Source organism: Bradyrhizobium sp. T-1 (genome assembly GCF_053592855.1).
In genome coordinates this window covers 3,484,717-3,503,510 of record NZ_CM132115.1, presented here as the reverse complement: position 1 = coordinate 3,503,510, position 18,794 = coordinate 3,484,717, and the positions used below count along the sequence as shown (strand labels likewise).

17 protein-coding genes and 1 tRNA gene are annotated in these 18,794 nt (G+C 63.1%); 3 read left to right on the top strand and 15 right to left on the bottom strand.

Annotated elements, in window-relative coordinates:
- Window positions 1–20: 20 nt before the first annotated feature.
- The 10 genes from rpoB to ACWAT4_RS16690 form a co-directional block, all read right to left on the bottom strand.
- Window positions 21–4,145 carry a DNA-directed RNA polymerase subunit beta gene (gene rpoB, locus ACWAT4_RS16735; RefSeq protein ID WP_128951215.1) on the bottom strand — a complete coding sequence of 1,375 codons (4,125 nt, stop codon included), beginning with the start codon at window positions 4,143–4,145 and terminating at the stop codon, window positions 21–23.
- 484 nt (window positions 4,146–4,629) lie between these two features.
- The gene (gene rplL, locus ACWAT4_RS16730) at window positions 4,630–5,007 is read right to left on the bottom strand and encodes a 50S ribosomal protein L7/L12 (protein WP_212301607.1); all 378 of its coding nucleotides are present in this window, start codon (window positions 5,005–5,007) and stop codon (window positions 4,630–4,632) included.
- A 54-nt stretch (window positions 5,008–5,061) separates the two neighbouring features.
- On the bottom strand, window positions 5,062–5,580 hold the full coding sequence (gene rplJ / locus ACWAT4_RS16725; RefSeq protein ID WP_092192758.1) for a 50S ribosomal protein L10: 519 nt from the start codon (window positions 5,578–5,580) through the stop codon (window positions 5,062–5,064).
- A 581-nt stretch (window positions 5,581–6,161) separates the two neighbouring features.
- Complete coding sequence (locus ACWAT4_RS16720; protein WP_449730946.1) at window positions 6,162–7,115, bottom strand: 2-hydroxyacid dehydrogenase; 954 nt, start codon at window positions 7,113–7,115, stop codon at window positions 6,162–6,164.
- Between the two features lie 90 nt (window positions 7,116–7,205).
- Window positions 7,206–7,898, bottom strand: a complete 693-nt coding sequence (gene rplA, locus ACWAT4_RS16715) for a 50S ribosomal protein L1 (RefSeq protein WP_063682741.1) — start codon at window positions 7,896–7,898, stop codon at window positions 7,206–7,208.
- A 6-nt stretch (window positions 7,899–7,904) separates the two neighbouring features.
- A complete protein-coding gene (gene rplK / locus ACWAT4_RS16710) occupies window positions 7,905–8,333 on the bottom strand; it encodes a 50S ribosomal protein L11 (protein WP_027554142.1) in 429 nt (142 codons plus the stop codon).
- A gap of 134 nt (window positions 8,334–8,467) precedes the next feature.
- Entirely contained in the window at window positions 8,468–9,022 is a 555-nt protein-coding gene (gene nusG, locus ACWAT4_RS16705) for a transcription termination/antitermination protein NusG (protein WP_008136441.1), read from the bottom strand.
- Window positions 9,022–9,213: a preprotein translocase subunit SecE gene (gene secE / locus ACWAT4_RS16700; protein WP_007611620.1), complete on the bottom strand. Its 192-nt coding sequence runs from the start codon at window positions 9,211–9,213 to the stop codon at window positions 9,022–9,024. The genes nusG and secE overlap by 1 nt, the downstream gene beginning before the upstream one ends.
- A gap of 374 nt (window positions 9,214–9,587) precedes the next feature.
- Window positions 9,588–10,046, bottom strand: coding sequence for a hypothetical protein (locus ACWAT4_RS16695; RefSeq protein WP_212425069.1), 459 nt, complete (start codon window positions 10,044–10,046; stop codon window positions 9,588–9,590).
- Between the two features lie 309 nt (window positions 10,047–10,355).
- A tRNA-Trp gene (locus ACWAT4_RS16690) sits at window positions 10,356–10,431 on the bottom strand.
- Between the two features lie 160 nt (window positions 10,432–10,591).
- On the opposite strand from ACWAT4_RS16690, the gene ACWAT4_RS16685 reads away from it, so the two are divergent.
- A complete protein-coding gene (locus ACWAT4_RS16685) occupies window positions 10,592–11,812 on the top strand; it encodes a serine hydrolase domain-containing protein (RefSeq protein ID WP_449730945.1) in 1,221 nt (406 codons plus the stop codon).
- A gap of 175 nt (window positions 11,813–11,987) precedes the next feature.
- On the opposite strand, the gene ACWAT4_RS16680 is transcribed toward ACWAT4_RS16685, so the two are convergent.
- Both ACWAT4_RS16680 and ACWAT4_RS16675 read right to left on the bottom strand, forming a co-directional pair.
- Entirely contained in the window at window positions 11,988–12,755 is a 768-nt protein-coding gene (locus ACWAT4_RS16680; protein ID WP_212301611.1) for an SDR family NAD(P)-dependent oxidoreductase, read from the bottom strand.
- A 94-nt stretch (window positions 12,756–12,849) separates the two neighbouring features.
- Window positions 12,850–13,548 carry a histidine phosphatase family protein gene (locus ACWAT4_RS16675; RefSeq protein ID WP_212301612.1) on the bottom strand — a complete coding sequence of 233 codons (699 nt, stop codon included), beginning with the start codon at window positions 13,546–13,548 and terminating at the stop codon, window positions 12,850–12,852.
- Between the two features lie 133 nt (window positions 13,549–13,681).
- On the opposite strand from ACWAT4_RS16675, the gene ACWAT4_RS16670 reads away from it, so the two are divergent.
- The gene (locus ACWAT4_RS16670) at window positions 13,682–14,467 is read left to right on the top strand and encodes an SDR family NAD(P)-dependent oxidoreductase (protein ID WP_212301613.1); all 786 of its coding nucleotides are present in this window, start codon (window positions 13,682–13,684) and stop codon (window positions 14,465–14,467) included.
- Between the two features lie 852 nt (window positions 14,468–15,319).
- Window positions 15,320–16,507, top strand: coding sequence for an acetylornithine deacetylase (argE, locus tag ACWAT4_RS16665; RefSeq protein ID WP_449730944.1), 1,188 nt, complete (start codon window positions 15,320–15,322; stop codon window positions 16,505–16,507).
- A 67-nt stretch (window positions 16,508–16,574) separates the two neighbouring features.
- Here argE and ACWAT4_RS16660 read toward each other — a convergent pair whose 3' ends face one another.
- From ACWAT4_RS16660 to ACWAT4_RS16650, 3 genes are all read right to left on the bottom strand, one after another.
- A complete protein-coding gene (locus ACWAT4_RS16660) occupies window positions 16,575–17,201 on the bottom strand; it encodes a LysE family translocator (protein ID WP_212425074.1) in 627 nt (208 codons plus the stop codon).
- Window positions 17,198–17,563, bottom strand: coding sequence for an NIPSNAP family protein (locus ACWAT4_RS16655; RefSeq protein WP_449730943.1), 366 nt, complete (start codon window positions 17,561–17,563; stop codon window positions 17,198–17,200). The genes ACWAT4_RS16660 and ACWAT4_RS16655 overlap by 4 nt, the downstream gene beginning before the upstream one ends.
- Before the next feature lie 124 nt (window positions 17,564–17,687).
- Entirely contained in the window at window positions 17,688–18,746 is a 1,059-nt protein-coding gene (locus ACWAT4_RS16650) for a phosphotransferase family protein (protein ID WP_212425076.1), read from the bottom strand.
- Window positions 18,747–18,794 lie beyond the last annotated feature (48 nt).

Genomic DNA, 18,794 nt, shown 5'->3' with positions numbered 1-18,794 from the left:
GCCGGGCATGAAAGGTCGCGTTACTCGGCCGCTTCCGACGTCGGCGCCGGACCCATCTTGGAATTGTGCAGGTCGACGTTGAGGCCGAGCGAGCGCATTTCCTTGACCAGCACGTTGAACGATTCCGGAATACCGGCCTCGAAGGTGTCGTCGCCGCGCACGATCGCCTCGTACACCTTGGTACGGCCGGCGACGTCGTCCGACTTCACGGTCAGCATTTCCTGGAGCGTGTAGGCCGCGCCGTAAGCTTCGAGCGCCCACACCTCCATTTCGCCGAAGCGCTGGCCGCCGAACTGCGCCTTGCCGCCCAGCGGCTGCTGGGTGACGAGCGAGTACGGACCGATCGAACGCGCGTGGATCTTGTCGTCGACGAGATGGTGCAGCTTGAGCATGTAGATGTAGCCCACCGTCACCTTGCGATCGAAGGCATCGCCGGTGCGGCCGTCATAGACGGTCGACTGACCCGAAGCGTCGAGACCCGCGAGCTTCAGCATCTCCTCGATGTCGGTCTCCTTGGCACCATCGAACACCGGCGTCGCGATCGGCACGCCGCGGCTGAGATTGTGGCCGAGTTCGAGCAGCTCGTTGTCGTTGAGCGTCTTGATCGTCTCGTCCTCGCCGTAGACCTTCTTCAAGGTTTCCTTCAGCGGCTTGATGTCCTGCTTCGACAAGTAAGCATCGACCGTCTGGCCGATACGCTTGCCGAGGCCGGCGCAGGCCCAGCCGAGATGGGTCTCGAGGATCTGTCCGACGTTCATGCGCGAAGGCACGCCGAGCGGATTGAGCACGATGTCGGCATGCGTACCGTCCTCGAGGAACGGCATGTCCTCGATCGGCACGATCTTCGACACCACGCCCTTGTTGCCGTGACGGCCGGCCATCTTGTCGCCGGGCTGGATCTTGCGCTTCACCGCGACGAAGACCTTGACCATCTTCATCACGCCGGGCGGCAATTCGTCACCGCGCTGAAGCTTCTCGACCTTGTCGAGGAAGCGCTGCTCGAGCCCCTTCTTCGACTCGTCGTACTGCTTCCGCATGGCCTCGATCTCGGCCATCAGCTTGTCGTTCGGCGAGGCGAACAGCCACCACTGCGACTTCGGATACTCCTCGAGCACCGCACGGGTGATCTTGGTGTCCTTCTTGAAGCCCTTCGGGCCGGCGATGCCCTGCCGCCCCTCGAGGAGCTCGGCAAGACGGTTGTAGACGTTGCGGTCCAGGATCGCCTGCTCGTCGTCGCGGTCCTTGGCCAGACGCTCGATCTCTTCCCGCTCGATCGCCAGCGCACGCTCGTCCTTGTCGACGCCGTGGCGGTTGAACACGCGGACTTCGACGATCGTGCCCTGCACGCCCGGGGGAACGCGCAGCGAGGTGTCGCGAACGTCGGAGGCCTTCTCGCCGAAGATGGCGCGCAGAAGCTTTTCTTCCGGCGTCATCGGGCTTTCGCCCTTCGGCGTGATCTTGCCGACCAGGATGTCGCCGGCGCGCACTTCCGCGCCGATGTAGACGATACCGGCTTCGTCGAGGTTCTTCAGCGCTTCTTCCGAGACGTTCGGAATGTCGCGGGTGATTTCCTCGGGCCCGAGCTTGGTGTCGCGGGCCATCACCTCGAACTCCTCGATGTGGATCGAGGTAAACACGTCTTCCTTCACGATCCGCTCGGAGAGCAGGATCGAGTCTTCGAAGTTGTAGCCGTTCCACGGCATGAACGCGACGAGCACATTCCGGCCGAGCGCGAGCTCGCCGAGATCGGTCGACGGACCGTCTGCGATGATGTCGCCCTTCTTGACGATGTCGCCGACCTTCACCAGCGGACGCTGGTTGATGCAGGTCGACTGGTTGGAGCGCTGGTACTTCATCAGCCGGTAGATATCGACGCCCGACTTGGTCGGATCGAGATCTTCGGTGGCGCGGATAACGACGCGGGTCGCGTCGATCTGGTCGATCACGCCCGAACGGCGCGCCGCGATCGCAGCACCCGAGTCACGCGCAACCACGCCTTCCATGCCGGTGCCGACGAACGGCGCCTCGGCGCGAACCAGCGGCACCGCCTGGCGCTGCATGTTCGAGCCCATCAGCGCGCGGTTGGCGTCGTCGTTCTCGAGGAACGGGATCAGGGCCGCGGCGACCGAAACGAGCTGCTTCGGCGACACGTCCATGTAGTCGACCTTGTCGGGCGTCATCGGCACGACGTCGCGGGTGCCGCTCGCGCGGCAGACCACCAGGTCTTCGGTGAAGCGGCCCTTGGCGTCGACCGGCACGTTGGCCTGCGCGACGGAATAGCGGCCTTCCTCCATCGCCGAGAGGTACACGACCTCGTCGGTGACGCGGCCGTCCTTGACCTTGCGATACGGCGTCTCGACGAAACCGTACTTGTTGACGCGCGCGAAGGTGGCGAGCGAGTTGATCAGGCCGATGTTCGGACCTTCCGGCGTCTCGATCGGGCAGATGCGGCCGTAATGCGTCGGATGCACGTCGCGCACTTCGAAGCCGGCGCGCTCGCGGGTCAGACCGCCCGGTCCAAGCGCCGAGAGACGACGCTTGTGGGTGATTTCCGACAGCGGGTTGGTCTGGTCCATGAACTGCGAGAGCTGCGAGGAGCCGAAGAACTCGCGCACGGCGGCAGCCGCCGGCTTCGCGTTGATCAGGTCCTGCGGCATGACCGTGTCGATGTCGACCGAGGACATGCGCTCCTTGATCGCGCGCTCCATGCGCAGGAGGCCGATCCGGTACTGGTTCTCCATGAGCTCGCCGACCGAGCGCACACGGCGGTTGCCGAGATGGTCGATGTCGTCGATCTCGCCCTTGCCGTCGCGCAGATCCACCAGCGTCTTGATGACGCAAAGGATGTCTTCCTTGCGCAGCGTGCGCTGGGTGTCGGGCGCGTCGAGGTCGAGGCGCATGTTCATCTTGACGCGGCCGACCGCGGAGAGGTCGTAACGCTCGGCGTCGAAGAACAGCGACTGGAACATCGCCTGCGCCGAATCCAGCGTCGGCGGCTCGCCCGGGCGCATCACGCGGTAGATGTCGAACAGCGCGTCTTCACGCGTCATGTTCTTGTCGGCCGAGAGCGTGTTGCGGATGTAGGCGCCGACATTGACGTGGTCGATGTCGAGCAGCGGCAGTTCCTTGTAGCCGTGCTCGTTGAGGGCCTTCATCGACTTGTCAGTGATTTCCTCACCGGCTTCGGCATGGATCTCACCCGTCTTCGGGTTGACGAGGTCTTCGGCGAGGTAGTTGCCGACGAGCTCCTCATCCGACAGGCGCAGCGCCTTGAGCCCCTTCTCCTGGAGCTGGCGGGCGGCACGGACGGTGAGCTTCTTGCCGGCCTCGAGCACGACCTTGCCGGTATCGGCATCGATCAGGTCGTTGATGGTCGAATAGCCGCGGAAACGGTTGGCGTCGAACGGGACGCGCCAGCCTTCCTTGGTCCGCTTGTAGAGAATCTTCTTGTAGAACGTGGACAGGATCGCCTCGCCGTCGAGGCCGAGGGCGAACATCAGCGACGTCACCGGAATCTTGCGGCGACGGTCGATACGCGCATAGACGATGTCCTTGGCGTCGAACTCGATGTCGAGCCAGGAACCGCGATACGGGATCACGCGCGCCGCAAACAGCAGCTTGCCCGACGAATGGGTCTTGCCCTTGTCGTGATCGAAGAACACGCCGGGCGAACGGTGCATCTGCGAGACGATGACGCGCTCGGTGCCGTTCACGATGAAGGTGCCGTTCATCGTCATGAGCGGAATGTCGCCCATGTAGACGTCCTGCTCCTTGATGTCCTTGACCGACTTCGCGCCGGTTTCCTCGTCGATATCGAACACGATGAGGCGCAGCGTCACCTTGAGCGGAGCCGCGAAAGTCATGCCGCGCTGGCGGCACTCGTCGACGTCATACTTCGGCTGCTCGAACTCGTAGCGGACGAATTCCAGCATCGAGGTGCCCGAGAAGTCAGAGATCGGGAACACGGAGCGGAACACAGCCTGCAGGCCCTCGTCGAGGCGCCCACCTGCGGGTTCGTCGACCATCAGGAACTGATCATAAGACGCCTTTTGAACCTCGATGAGGTTCGGCATCTCGGCGACTTCCTTGATGTGTCCGAAGAACTTGCGAACGCGTTTGCGACCGGTGAATGTCTGCTGCGCCATCGTGGCCTCTCATTTTCGTCGCCCGCTCTGGGCGAACCGTCCGGAACGCGGCTGCCGCCGCTCCCCGGGTTGAATTTTTCGAACCCGCTTTGGGGGCCGGAGACTCAGTTTCAGGCGGGGAATGTCCTGAATCTGTTCTTCAGACCTTCAAAACGCAAAACGACGCGCGGGGCGCTGGTGCGCGCCCGCCCGTCACAACGATCGTCTTCACGGACTGCAAAAGCCCGAAATAGCCTGCTCTCCCAACGGCTTACAGGGAAATCCGGCATCCCTGCCCACCGCGCTTTCGTGCTGCCGAACCGATATGGGGCGACAATAGTGCAGATTCGAGGGGTAAACCCTCAAATCCCCACACTTTTTCGTGTTCGGCCTGCGTCGGGACGTTCCGTCGCACGCCTTTTGCATCTGGCCCACCCTTTTGAGGGATGGACCAAGACCCCAGGCTCGCGCGAGGCTCGCCTGGGATCCGGCCAGTAAGCGTTGCTTACTTGAGCTCGACCTTGGCGCCAGCCTTCTCGAGCTGCACCTTGATCTTGTCGGCCTCTTCCTTGTTCACGCCTTCCTTGACAGGCTTCGGCGCGCCCTCGACGAGGTCCTTTGCTTCCTTCAGGCCCAGGCCGGTGATGGCGCGGACTTCCTTGATGACCTCGATCTTCTTGTCGCCAGCCGAGGCGAGAACGACCGTGAACTCGGTCTTCTCTTCCGCCGGGGCAGCAGCGCCACCGCCAGCGGCCGGGCCGGCCACGGCGACAGCCGCGGCAGCCGAAACGCCCCACTTCTCTTCGAGGAGCTTCGCGAGTTCGGCAGCCTCGAGCACGGTGAGGCTCGAGAGGTCGTCAACGATCTTCTGCAAGTCAGCCATTGTTCAGTTTCCTTGAGTGTAAGTCTGGTTCGGGTTTGAGTTTTGCGAAGGGCGTCAGGCCGCTTCGCCCTTTGAGGCATGAGCCTGGATGACGCGCGCGAGCTTGCCCGCGGGCGCGTTGGCGAGCTGAGCGAGCTTGGTCGCCGGGGCCACAAGCAGGCCGACGATCTTGCCGCGCAGTTCATCAAGCGACGGCAGCGAGGCAAGCGCCTTCACGCCGTCGACATTCAGGACGGTCTTCCCCATCGAGCCGCCGACGATGACGAACTTTTCGTTCGCCTTGGCGAATTCGATGGCGACCTTTGGCGCCGCTACCGGATCGTTCGAAGTGGCGATCACGGTCGGTCCCTTCAGCATGGGGCCGATGGCAACGACGTCAGTGCCTTCAAGAGCAATTTTGGCGAGACGGTTCTTCGAGACCTTTACCGAGGCACCCGCCTGCTTCATCTGCTGGCGCAGCTTCTGCATCTGGGCGACGGTAAGGCCGGAATATTGAGCAACGACCGCGACGCTCGTGGTCTTGAAGACCCCGTTGAGCTGTTCGACCGCTTCCTTTTTTGCCGCTCGTTCCACAGCAAGCTCTTTCCGGTTGGCGGTCATCGCGAAAAGCGGGACCGCCGGGTTGCACCCATCGTCCCACCCAAACCTGAACCTCAGGGCCAAAACCCATCGGACACGCCGGGCAAGACGACAATTCAAAGCCTGCCCTCCGGGAACCCGTTGGGGCCCACGGCGTGTCGAGGTCCGAACCAGACCCGTTCCGCAACCACCCCTTAAGGTGGAAGGCGAAGTGAAATCCGGTCTTCACCCGTCTATGCAGGCCATGCGATTAAGCCTTTGGGAAATCGAAGCTTCCCGCGGGCGCCTGCAGTCTTGGACAGGACAAGGCCAGCCGGCGAACCGCCTGACCTCTGCCCGCACCCCAGCCGACCGATGGATTTTCCTTCCTTTTCGGGCAAATCCTTGCGGACGTCCTGAGAAGGAATGATCTCCTGCGTGTCGGGTTTTCGGAATGCGTGCACGGACGCGCCAGCCAAGGCCGGCACGTCCGGAGGCGGTTCTTTAACCGCTCTCTGCCGGCTTGCCAAGAGCAAAATTCACACCAGTTCCAATCCGTTGCCGGCCGGGCTTGAGGTGGCCCGACAAGGGCCGATTCAGGCCAATTTGACCCCGTAAGGCAGCGACCTTCCCGCGAAAAACGCGGTCAGGTTGGCCAGCACGCAGCTCTGCATGGCAACGTGCGATTCGAGGGTGTGGCCGCCGAGATGGGGGGCGAAGACCACGTTCGGCAGCCCCGTCAGCGCGTCGGGAGCATGCGGTTCCTTCTCGTAGACATCCAGGCCAGCGCCGGCGATGGTTTTGTCGATGAGCGCTGCGACCAGGGCTTTCTCGTCGACCACCGAGCCGCGCGCGATGTTGACGACATACCCGTCCGCGCCAAGGCGCTTGAGGATGTCGGCGTTGACTACATGCTGGGTCTCGGCCCCTGCCCGGACCGCGATCATCAGCACGCTGCACCAGTCGGCGAGTGCCTCGAGGGTCGGGAAATACTGATAGGGCAGATCGTATTTTCTGCGGCTGAAATAGCCGACCTCGCTCTCGAAAGCGGCGCAGCGCGCCGCGATCTTGCGGCCGATCTCGCCCATGCCGTAAACGCCGATGCGGCGGCCGGGCATGCCGGCCTGCGGGCGCATCATCGGCGATTGCTTTGACGCCGCCCAATCGCCGCTGCGGACATATTGGTCGGCGACCAGGATCCGCCGCGTCGCCGCCAGCATCAGGGTCATCGCGATATCGGCGACCGAGGTCGCGTTGGCGCCGGGGCTATGGCCGACCGCGATGTTGCGGGCCGCGGCCGCCTTCAGGTCGACGCCGTCATAGCCGGTGCCATAGCAGACGATTGCCCCGAGCTTCGGAAACAGGTCCATCGCCTCCGCACCGAGTGGCGAGCTGCCGGCCGTCAGCATGGCGCGGATATCGCCGAGCTCGTCCGCCGAAAACACCTCGCGCGCGGGCTTGCCACCGGTGTCGAGCAGTTCGAACCGCTCGGCGAAGCGCGCCATCATCGTCTTGGGAAAGCGCGAATAGATCAGGATCTTGTCAGCCATTGTTCGTGTTTCCGGTGAGTGCCGCCCACAAACGACGAGGGGCGGAACCGGTTGCCCGATTCCGCCCCTCACCTCATGCAATTTCCAGACTTAGCCGAGAATGGTGCCCGGCTCGACCTTCACGCCCGGGCCCATCGTCGAAGACACCGCAACGCGCTGGATGTAGGTGCCCTTGGAGCCGGCCGGCTTCGCCTTCGAGACAGCATCGGCGAGAGCCTTGATGTTCTCGACCAGCTTCTCCTCGGAGAATGAGGCCTTGCCGACGCCGGCCTGCAGGATGCCGGCCTTCTCGACGCGGAACTCGACCGAGCCGCCCTTGGCACCCTTCACCGCACCGGTGACGTCCATGGTCACGGTGCCGATCTTCGGGTTCGGCATCAAGCCGCGCGGACCGAGCACCTTACCGAGACGGCCGACCAGCGGCATCATGTCGGGGGTGGCGATGCAGCGGTCGAAATCGATCGCGCCGTTCTGCACCTTCTCGACTAGGTCTTCGGCGCCGACGACGTCGGCACCTGCGGCCTTGGCTTCGTCAGCCTTGGCGCCACGGGCGAACACGCCGACGCGCAGCGTACGGCCGGTACCGTTCGGCAGGGTCACGACGCCGCGGACCATCTGGTCGGCGTGACGCGGGTCGACGCCGAGATTGATCGCGACCTCGATGGTCTCGTCGAACTTCGCTTTCGCGCGTTCCTTGACCATCTTGATGGCGTCCGCGAGCGGGTAAAGCTTTTCGCGGTCAACACCTTCGCGGGCTTTGTTCAAACGCTTTCCGATTGCCATGACCGCTTACCCCGCAACTTCCAGACCCATCGAGCGAGCGGAGCCCTCGACCATCTTCATGGCCGATTCGATGGTGTCGCAATTGAGATCCTTCATCTTCTTCTCGGCGATCTCGCGCACTTGCGCCTTGGTCACCTTGCCGGCCTTGTCACGGCCCGGCGCCTTCGAGCCGGACTGGATCTTGGCAGCCTGCTTGAGGAAGAAGGACATCGGCGGGGTCTTCATCTCGAAGGTGAAGGAACGGTCCGCATAGATGGTGATGATCACCGGGATCGGGGTGTTCTTCTCTTCCTTCTGGGTCTGGGCGTTGAACGCCTTGCAGAACTCCATGATGTTGAGACCGCGCTGACCGAGCGCGGGACCGATCGGGGGCGAGGGATTCGCCGCACCGGCCGGGACCTGAAGCTTCAGGTATCCGGTCACTTTCTTTGCCATGTATCACTCCTGTTGTGCCGGCTAAGGCCGGCGGTTTCAGGTTCGTGGTCTGGGTCGGATGCGGCTGGCAACCGCCCTCTCCCTCCCACGGCCTCTCTTTGCCGGAAGCCTCATCGGCCTCCCGCGTGACCCGGTCAGACCTTTTCGACCTGACCGAATTCCAACTCGACCGGCGTTGCGCGGCCGAAGATCGACACCGCGACCTTCACGCGCGAGCGCGCTTCGTCGATTTCCTCGACCACACCCGAGAACGAGGCGAACGGGCCGTCAGCCACGCGCACGTTCTCGCCAATCTCAAACGACACCGACGCCTTCGGCCGTTCCACGCCCTCCTGCACCTGGTGCAGGATGCGCATGGCCTCGGACTCCGAGATCGGCATCGGTTTGTTCTCGGCACCGAGGAAGCCCGTGACCTTCGGCGTGTTCTTGATCAGATGAAACGCCTCGTCGGTCAGCTTCATCTTCACCAGCACGTAGCCCGGGAAGAACTTGCGCTCGGCGTCGATCTTGCGGCCGCGGCGCACCTCCGTGACCTTCTCGGTCGGAACCAGCACCAGCTCGAACAGCTCCTCGAGCCCACGCTGCTTGGCCTGCTCGCGGATCGATTCGGCGACCTTCTTCTCGAAGTTCGAATAGGCGTGGACGATGTACCAGCGCTTGTCGGACAGTTGAGCCGTTGCTGTAGCCATCAGTGAATGCCCAAAAGGAAGGTGATGAGGTAGCGGATGATCTGGTCGGCGGCGAAGAAGAAGATCGAGGCCACGGCGACCATCACGAACACCATGATGGTGGTGATCGTGGTCTCACGACGGGTCGGCCAGGTGACCTTGGCGGTCTCCGAGCGCACTTCCTGCAAGAACTTGAACGGGCTGACTGCCATCGTTTGCGACGCCAATAAAGATTTCAGGGATCCGAACAGCCGCCTGTGGCCCAACCCTCTGTCTCGAAGGATGAGCCGGAAAACCGGGCTCTGATGTTCGGGGGATTTCAAAGCCGCGCCGGAAATCCGCGTCTAACGGGCCGGCTGCGAGTGCCGGGTATCTACTGCGGATGGGGCCAAAGGTCAAGGTGCGGGCAACCGGCCCCTGAACCGCCCGGCTCCGCGGTACCCCCGCGAGAGCCGATCCGGATCAAGGGCTTATCCGCCCCGGATGAAGCACCAGACGAGCGTCGAACCCGCCGCTCGAATCCGGGTGCCTCACCGGCGCCAGCCGCCAAGGCCGGCGCGGTGCTGGGTGCAGGCGCGTTTGACGACTACTGGATCGGAGCTATGAGATTCCCGACGATATGGCAGGTGCCGCCTGTGACGGAGAAATTGTCGAACGCCGCAAATTGTATGAAGGGAAATCTCCCCTGTCCCACGAGGAAGCGGACCGGATGGTTCGTTGAGAAAACAATGTTGAGGGAATTGTATACGTAGGGAAGGGGCAAATACAAAGGAAGTCGACGCTGTAACCCAAAGCCACCAGCCGTGGTCGAAACCTGCAGCAATAATTGCACAAGCTGTTTGTCGGAGTTGCCGTAACAGGCGACATTGGTGATCTCGAGTAGCTTATCGGGCGGTGTCTGAGAGAACGAAGCCCGGCAGCCTGTATTGACGTCGCAACTGACAAACGTCGTCTCGTCGTAATAATTTCCGTAGATCGTCGCAGCGGCATTCGCCTTGGTTCCGAGCACCATGGCAAGAGCGAATAGCCAAATACCAAGCTTCATTTGAACCTCCGAAATCATTCGTTGTTGAAAAGGAACGGAAGGGTTACGTCGATACCTTCATGCCCGCCGCGAGCTAAGGCCGCGCTTCAGGGGTCTACAATCGGCGAATTTGCAGGATCCGTTTCATGATCACCCCCTAGCGACCCCCGCGATTGTTGAAGGCCTCTGTTTCGGGATCATGTCGCCCGCGCGCAGGAATGGTTTCGTGGTCCCTCCGCTCGCGGCGACCACCGCAACGTCTCGCGCAGGGCGCAACGAGGATCGTCGCACCAACAATGCTGGTATTAAATCAATGGGATAAAGCGACGCTGGCAGGAGTGGCAGGGCTCGAACCTGCGACCCCCGGTTTTGGAGACCGGTGCTCTACCAATTGAGCTACACTCCTACGGACCCGCGTCGCCACGAGTCAGGGCGCTTTCAAGCACAGGGGACGGCCCGATTGCAAGGACGGATTGCAGGGGTGAAGCGCGCTGGCTTCGCTTGTTCGTACTGCTGCTTCTGGGCCACTCTCCGTTCCCGATAATCAAGAACAACCGGGAGTGCCCATGACTGCCGCAGCCGCCCAAGCCGCAACCGCGTCGAAAACCCCGCCCCTCCCCGAGGCCAAGCCGGAAACGCTGGGCTTGTCGCGCCCCCGCCTGCAGGCGATGTCGGATGCGTTCAAGCGCGAGATCGACAAGGGAACCGTCCCCGGCGTCACCGTGCTGATCGCCCGGCGCGGCCAGGTCGGCTGGTTCGAGGCGCTCGGCAGGCAGAGCCCCGCGGGCGCGACGCCGATGGCACTTGATTCGATCTTCCGGCTCTTCTCGATGACCAAGCCGATCGTCTCGGTCGGCACCATGGCGCTGGTCGAGGACGGCCACCTCCTTCTCGGCGATCCCGTCGCCAAGTTCATCCCCGAGTTCGCCGACCAGAAAGTCGGTCTCGTCAGTGGCGGCAAGCTCGAACTGGTTCCCCCGAAGCGGCCGATGACGGTGCAGGACCTGCTCCGCCACACGTCCGGTTTGACGTATGAGCACCAGGGCAGCGGCCCCGTGCACGAGATCTATCAGGACTCCCGCGTCCGCAGCCGCAAGATCACCAACGCCGAGCACGCCGCACTGGTGGCGAGTTTCCCGCTGGTCTGCCACCCTGGCGACGAATTCAACTACAGCCGCTCGACCGACATTCTCGGACGCATCATCGAGGTCATCAGCGGCAAGTCGCTCGGCGAGTTCCTCGCCGAGCGCATCCTCGCGCCGCTGCAGATGACCGAGACCGGCTTCTCGACCTCCGAGGCCAACGCCAACAGGCTCGCCCAGCCGTTCGAAGTCGATCCCTGGACCGGCGACAAGGTCGCGCTGTTCAACATGCTCGAGCAGCCGGTGATGGAGTCCGGCGGCGGCGGTCTGGTCTCGACCACGATGGACTATGCCCGCTTCGCGCTGATGCTGCGCAACGGCGGCACGCTCGACGGCAACAGGATCATCGGCCGCAAGACACTGGAGCTGATGGCGTCCGATCACCTCGGGCCGCACGTTATGACCAACGGCACGCTGCTATCGCCCGGCCACGGCTTCGGTCTCGGCTTCGCCGTGCGCCGCGACGCCGGTATCGCGCCCTTCCTCGGCAGCGTCGGCACCTATTTCTGGAGCGGCATCGCCGGCACGTTCTTCTGGATCGATCCGAAGGAGGATCTGGTCGCGGTGTTCATGAGCCAGGGCCCGGGACAACGCGATTTTACGCGGACCTTGGTGCGGGATCTGGTTTACGCGGCGGTGGATTGAGGCTTAGACGCGTAGCTGCATCCACATTTTCGGTGTCATGCCCCGGCCTTGACCGGGTACTCCGCGGCGGCAGTTCGTTCACACAACTTCCGCCGCGGCGTACTGGATCGCCTGCTTTGGGCGGGCGATGACACCCGTTATTAGGCGGGCTGCGTAATCCTTCCCGCGCAGCACCTCAACTAATCGTCGCGCCGCCGTCGATCACCATGGTCTGGCCGGTCATGAAGTCGCCGGCCTTCGAACCCAGGAACACGGCTGCGCCTGCGATCTCGTCGGGGATGCCGATGCGCAAGAGCGGCGAGCGCGCGGTCGAGGCTTTCAGGTTCTCCGGATTGTCCCACAGCGCTTTCGCAAAATCGGTCTTGATCAGGCCGGGCGCGATGCAGTTCACGCGGATGTTGTGCTTGCCATATTCGCAGGCGAGGTTGCGCGCGAGCTGCATGTCGGCGGCTTTCGAAATTGCGTAAGCGCCGAGGATGGTCGACCCCTTCAGGCCACCGATCGAGGAGACGATGATGACCGAGCCATCCTTTCGCTCGATCATCTGCGGCACCACCATCGAGATCAGCCAGTTGTTGGCGACGATATTGTTGTCCAGAATCTTCCTGAACTGATCGTCGGAGATGCCGGCGAGCGGACCGTAATACGGGTTCGACGCGGCGTTGCAGACCAGCACGTCGATCTTGCCGAAGGCCCGATTGCTCTCGTCGACGAGATCTTGCAGATTTTCCTTCGACGAGATGTTGGCGGCGATCGCGACCGCAGTGCTGTGCCCGAACTTGTCGTTGATGCCCTTCGCCACCTCTTCGCACACGTCGGCCTTGCGCGAGGAGATCACGACCTTGGCGCCGTGCTCGGCCATGCGCTCCGCGATCGCGAGCCCGATGCCGCGCGTCGAGCCGGTGATAACGGCAACTTTGCCCTTCATGTCGAACAAGGTCATGTTTCTCTCCCGATTGATCTTCGTATTCAATGTCGTTACGTGGCGATGCGAAGCATCGTCCGGTCCTACGGACCGTCCTGGAATGACAGCTCGCTCAAGCGAGCTTCTTGACTTCCGGCCCCGCCGGCTGATGCATCGCCGCGTGCGCATCATCGGCGATCCACGGCTGCTGATTGACCATCGGCAGGCGCCAGACCTTGCGCTCAGACGCTTCGAAATAATCGAGCCGCGTAACCGAGCAATTGTCGATGTCGAAGGACAGGCCCCGCTCCGGCTGGCCGTCGAGCGCGAGACCGAGCGCAGCCTTGATCGTGCCGCCATGCGCGACAGCGATCACGTCCTGCCCTGCGGCTTCGACATTGATCCGCTCGATGGTTCGGCGAGTGCGATTGTAGAGATCCATAAAACTTTCACCGCCGGGCGCTGGCACGTTGATGTCGGCAAACCAGCTTGAGCCCGGTGGGCGGCTGGCGAGGAACGCGGCGCGGCTCGTGCCTTGCCACTCGCCGAGATGCTGTTCGGCGAGATCCGCTTCCCATTTCATCGTAGCGGGTCTTGGAAATCCCGCCTCCCAGATCGCCTCGGCCGTCTGATGCGTGCGCATCAGATTGCTCGAATACCAGACCGCCTTGCGCGGCAGCACCTTGGCAACAGCGTTGAACACGTAGGTGTCGCTGGTGTCGCAGGCGAGATCGCTCTGCCCGTAGATATTGCCGCCGTCGTTGCGCACCGGCGCATGACGAACCCACCACCAGCGCGTCGTGGTCACATTCGGCTTGTCTGCGGTTGCCATTGAAGCCCTTCCATCCCGTGTGATGTCGCTGTACGTGAGTAGCGAACGTGTCTCAAGACACTTTGCCGTTTGAAATTCTGTTTGAAATTCCGTCGCGCGGCAAGCGCCGCGCGCGTGCCAAAGGGAGAAACGCATGGGCCGCCTGCAAGGCAAATCCGTCATCATCACCGGCGCAGGCAGCGGCATCGGCCGCGCGGCTGCCTTGCTCTTCACCAGGGAAGGCGCCAAGCTGATCGCCGTCGATCGCACCGAAGCGGTGAAGGAGACCGTAGACGAGGTCAAGAAGGCCGGTGGTGTTGCGGAGGCGATGATCGCCGACGCGGGCTCCGAGACGGACGTTGCCGCCGTCATCGACAAGGCGGTGAAGACGCACGGCCGGCTCGATGTGATCTGGGCCAACGCCGGCGTCTCCGGCGGGCTCGTTCCGCTCGGCGAGCAGACTGTGGAACAATGGCAGGAAGTGCTGCGCGTCAATCTGATCGGACCGTTCCTCGCGGTGAAGCATGCGATGCCGCACATGGTGAAGCAGCAGTCCGGCGCGATCGTGCTGACCGCGTCCGTCGCTGGCCTCAAGGCCGGCGCGAGCGGACATCCCTATGCCGCGAGCAAGGCCGGCGTGATCTCCCTGGTGCAGACCACGGCCTACTCGCTCACCGGCACCGGCGTGCGCATCAACGCGGTCTGCCCCGGCCTGATCGAGACCGGCATGACCAAGCCGATCTTCGACCGCGCCAAGGAGCGCGGCACCCAAGACAAGATCGGCCAGCTCAATCCGCTGAAGCGCCCCGGCCAGCCGCACGAGCTCGCCGCGATGGGTTTGTTCCTGGCAAGCGATGAGGCGTCGTATGTGAATGGGCAGGCGTTCCCGGTGGACGGCGGCCTCACGGCGTCGATGCCGTATACGGGAAAGCCGGTTTGACGCTTCTCTCGTGTCCCGGACGCGACGCAGCGCGTAGCGGTGCGGCGCGGAGCCGGGACCCAGGAGGCCGCACGGCATATTGATAGATGGGCCCCGGCTCTGCAGCGCACCGTCGAAGAGACGCTGCGCTGCGTCCGGGGCACGAGACCTTTGCTCAACGATAGACACACCTTCGCGTCCTCGCGGCTCATTTCGCCCGAGCGTTGCCTGGTCGCTTCGCCCCCAACTGAAAGAGGGCGCAGGGAAGGCCGGGTGCCCGGCTGGCACCCGCGGTCCACTGTGCTTGGGTTGCGCTACAAGAGGCTGCACAGCGGCATACAGGTGAAGCCGAAACATCCGGCCTTCCCTGCGCAGTGGGGTGACGGCTTATGTCGTGATCTCCCCGGGGAGCGATGCACTATTGCCCCCGTCGCCTTGCAGATGGCTGATATGAGGGCCCGGTTGGGCCATACGCATCACCACAAGACTTGACGCACAGACTCCGGGCGCCAGGACCACACGATTTTGCCGTACGCAGTCACACCGGTCGTGTGCGCGATGGTTTCGCTCACGGTCGCCCGCCCTGCAAAACCCTTCGCGCCGACGTGACCACGTCCACCGCCGCCCGGCCCGCGTCGTGACGATCGCGATACGCCCCTCTTCCATGGGCCGGGTTGCGCGACGCATACGCCGTTTCCGAATTTCGGTAAAGCGGAATATTTTTAGGTGTGCGGATTGACGAAGATGTTGGGTATCTTGCCCGTCAGGCAACACAAGCTCTCGTAGCAGGAGTTCATTTGCCCAACAGACCGTCACATTGGTATGGTTCATGCAAGCAACCTCAGCCTCTGCAATCTCCGACAAGAAGTGACAATGCCCAATCCGATCTTTCCGAGTTCCCGCGCCGATCGCGTCCGCCATCTCCTCGCCGATCTCGTCGGCTTCGACACCATCAGCGATCGCACCAATCTGCCTCTGATCGCGCATATCGAGAGCTACCTCGCTTTCCTCGGCGTCAAGGGCGAGCGCATCACCGACGAGACGGGGCAGAAGGCCTCGCTCTGGGTGACGATCGGGCCGGAGGACAAGCCCGGTCTCGTGCTGTCGGGCCATACCGATGTCGTGCCGGTCGCCGGTCAGGACTGGAGCCATGATCCGTTCAAGCTGGTCGAACGCGACGGCAAGCTCTACGGCCGCGGCACCACCGACATGAAGGGGTTCGTCGCGGTGTGCCTCGCCATGGTGCCGGAAATGCTCGAGGCGAAGCTGACGACGCCGATTCATCTGGCGATCTCCTATGACGAGGAGATCGGCTGCGTCGGCGTGCGGCCGATGCTCGCCGAGGTCGCGAAGAAAAAGGTCAGGCCGCTCGGCGCTTTCATCGGCGAGCCGACCGAGATGAAGGTCATCATCGGCCACAAGGGCAAGCACGGCGTGCGCGCGACGTTCCGCGGCCTCGCCCGTCACTCCTCGATCGCGCCCGATGGCGTCAACGCCATCGAATATGCCGCCGAGATGATCACCGAGATCCGCCGCCGCGCGGTGAAGCTCGCAGGCGAGGCCGAGCGCAACAGTCTCTACGACGTGCCGCACACGACGCTGCTGACCAGCATCGTGCATGGCGGCGCGGCGCTGAACATCGTGCCGGACACCTGCACCGTGGATTTCGAATGCCGCGGCATCGGCATCACCGAGTCCAAGGAGGTGACCGATGCGATCGTCGCCTGGGCCAAGGCCGAGCTCGAGCCGGCGATGAAAGCGAAGAGCCCCGAATGCGGCATCGATTTCGAGGAGATCCTCGATTATCCCGCCCTCGACACCGCGGCTGACGCGACGATCGTCACGCTGGCAAAGCAGCTCGCGGGGCGCAACGACCACGCCAAGGTCGCCTTCGGCACCGAAGCGAGCCTGTTCGCCAGCATGGCCGATATCCCCTCGGTCGTGATCGGCCCTGGCTCGATCGCGCAGGCGCACACGCCGGATGAGTTCGTCGCGGTGGCGGAGTTGGAGAAATGCGCGGGGTTTGTGGCGAAACTGATCTCGCATTGCGCGAAAAATTGAAATCGCAGGGCGGACTGCGCTGCGCCAATCCGCCCTACAAATCCGAGCTGCGGGAGCGCGCTGCGCCTTAGCGCTCCTGCAACGCCAGCCGGACGCCTACTGCGCAATAAATGGTGCCAACCACCTTGCCCTGCCATTTCACCACGGCCGGATGACGGCGCAGGAGATTGCCGAGACGGCCGGCGCCGACGGCGAAGACAACGGTGCTGAGCAGGCCGAGCAGAACGAAGACGATGCCGAGGATGGCAAGCTGCACTGTGATCGAACCGTGCTCCGGCCTCACGAATTGCGGCAGGAAGGCGAGGAAGAACAGCGCGGTCTTCGGATTGAGCACTTCGGTCAGCACAGCCTGCCGGAAGGCGCGGCGCGCGCTGATGGCCGGCGCACCGCCGTTCAGCGCGATCGGCGCCTTGTCGATCATGGCGCGAACGCCGAGATAGATCAGGAAGCCGGCGCCAACATATTTGACGATGCTGAACAGCAGCGCCGACGTCGCGATGATCGCCGACAGGCCGACAATCGCCATGCTGGTGTGGATCACGTCACCTGCAGCGATGCCAGCGCCGGTGGCGATGCCGACCCTCGTTCCCGAGCTTGCCGCTCGCGCCATGGTGAGCAACGTTGCCGGGCCAGGAACGAAGACGAAGCCGAGAACGATCAGGACATAGGTGATAAGGGTAGCGTAACCGATCATGCGCGCGGCTCCGAGGCGAATTCGTGCGACAGGCTGCGCGACGGCGAATAGTCCACCGGCACCAGCAGGCGATCCTCGATCTGGCCGACCATCAGGCCGTGCTCCGCGTGGGTCACACGCTTGATCTCGCTCCACTCGGCGTCAGCCATGAAAGCCGTCCACGCCGATGTCTTGGTCGCCTTGTCTGGCCACTCCAGCAAATAGGCGAACTCTGTCCGATCGCCGAATTTCGTTTCCCACATCGCCACGATCTGGAAGCCGTATCTGGTTCGCATGATGCGGGCCGCGTGATCGCGGAAGCGGGCGTGGAATGCGGCCTTGTTCTTCTCGAAAATCTCGTAAATGCGCAGTTGCTGGACCATGATTGTTCTCCGTGCAAAGGAGATATGGTCAAGCTCGGTGGCTGAACAAGCTGCCGGCGCTGTCCTGGTCTGCGAGAAGCGAAGCAACGAAAAAGCGCGGTTGTCAGCCGCGCCCTTGTCTCGTCTACACCGCGCCCGCCTTCTGCGCGTAGTCCCATGACGCCTTCGACAGCGGCACGGTGCGCTTGGCGGATTCCAGCGCCTTGGCGTTGGCGGCGGTGCCGTCGCGGACGCGGCCGGCGATTCCCTGCGTGATGCCGGCGAGACGGAACAGATTGTAGGAAAAATACCAATTGAGATCAGGCACCGTCATCTTGGTGACGTTGCAATAGATCTGCGCGGCTTCCTCCACGCTCGGGATGTTGAGAGCCTTGAGGTCGGCGCCTTCGAGGCCCGGCATGATCCACTGCATCAGGAGATAAGTGAAGTCGGCCATGGGATCGCCGAGCGTCGACAGCTCCCAGTCCAGCACGGCCTGCACGCGCGGTTCCGTCGCGTGGAAAATCATGTTGTCGAGGCGGTAGTCGCCGTGGACGATCGAGACGCGCGCCTGCTCCGGCACAGTCTTGGGCAGCCATTCGGCGACCTTCTCGAATTCCGGAATGTGCTGGGTCTCGGACGCCCGATACTGCTTGGTCCAGCGGTCGATCTGGCGCGCGAAGTAATTCCCGGGCTTGCCGAAATCACCAAGGCCGATCGCGATGGGATCGTACATGTGCAGCTTCGCCAGCGTCTCGATCTTGCTGGTGAAGATCTTGCGCCGCGCGTCGTTGTCCTGGCTCGGCAGCGTCGGATCCCAGAATACGCGGCCCTCCTCCATCGACATGATGTAGAAGGCGGCGCCGATGATGCCGTCGTCCTGGCATAGCGCATAGGCGTGCGCGACCGGAAACCCCTGCTTTCCAAGCGCTGCAATGACGCGATATTCGCGATCGACCGCATGCGCCGAGGGCAGCAATTTGCCGAACGGTTTTCTGCGCATCACGTAGGAGCGCTTCGGCGTGTTGAGCCGGTAGGTCGGGTTGGACTGGCCGCCCTTGAACTGCAGCACGACCAGCGGACCCTCGAAGCCTTCGACGTTGTCGCGCATCCACGCTTCGAGCCGCAGCTCGTCGAAGCGATGACGCTCCTCGACCGGCTTGGTGCCCGAGAACTCTTCGTCTTTCCTGACGCCGTCAGCCACGATGACGCTCCCTCTTTTTTCTTTGTCCGTCATTCCGGGGCGCGCAAA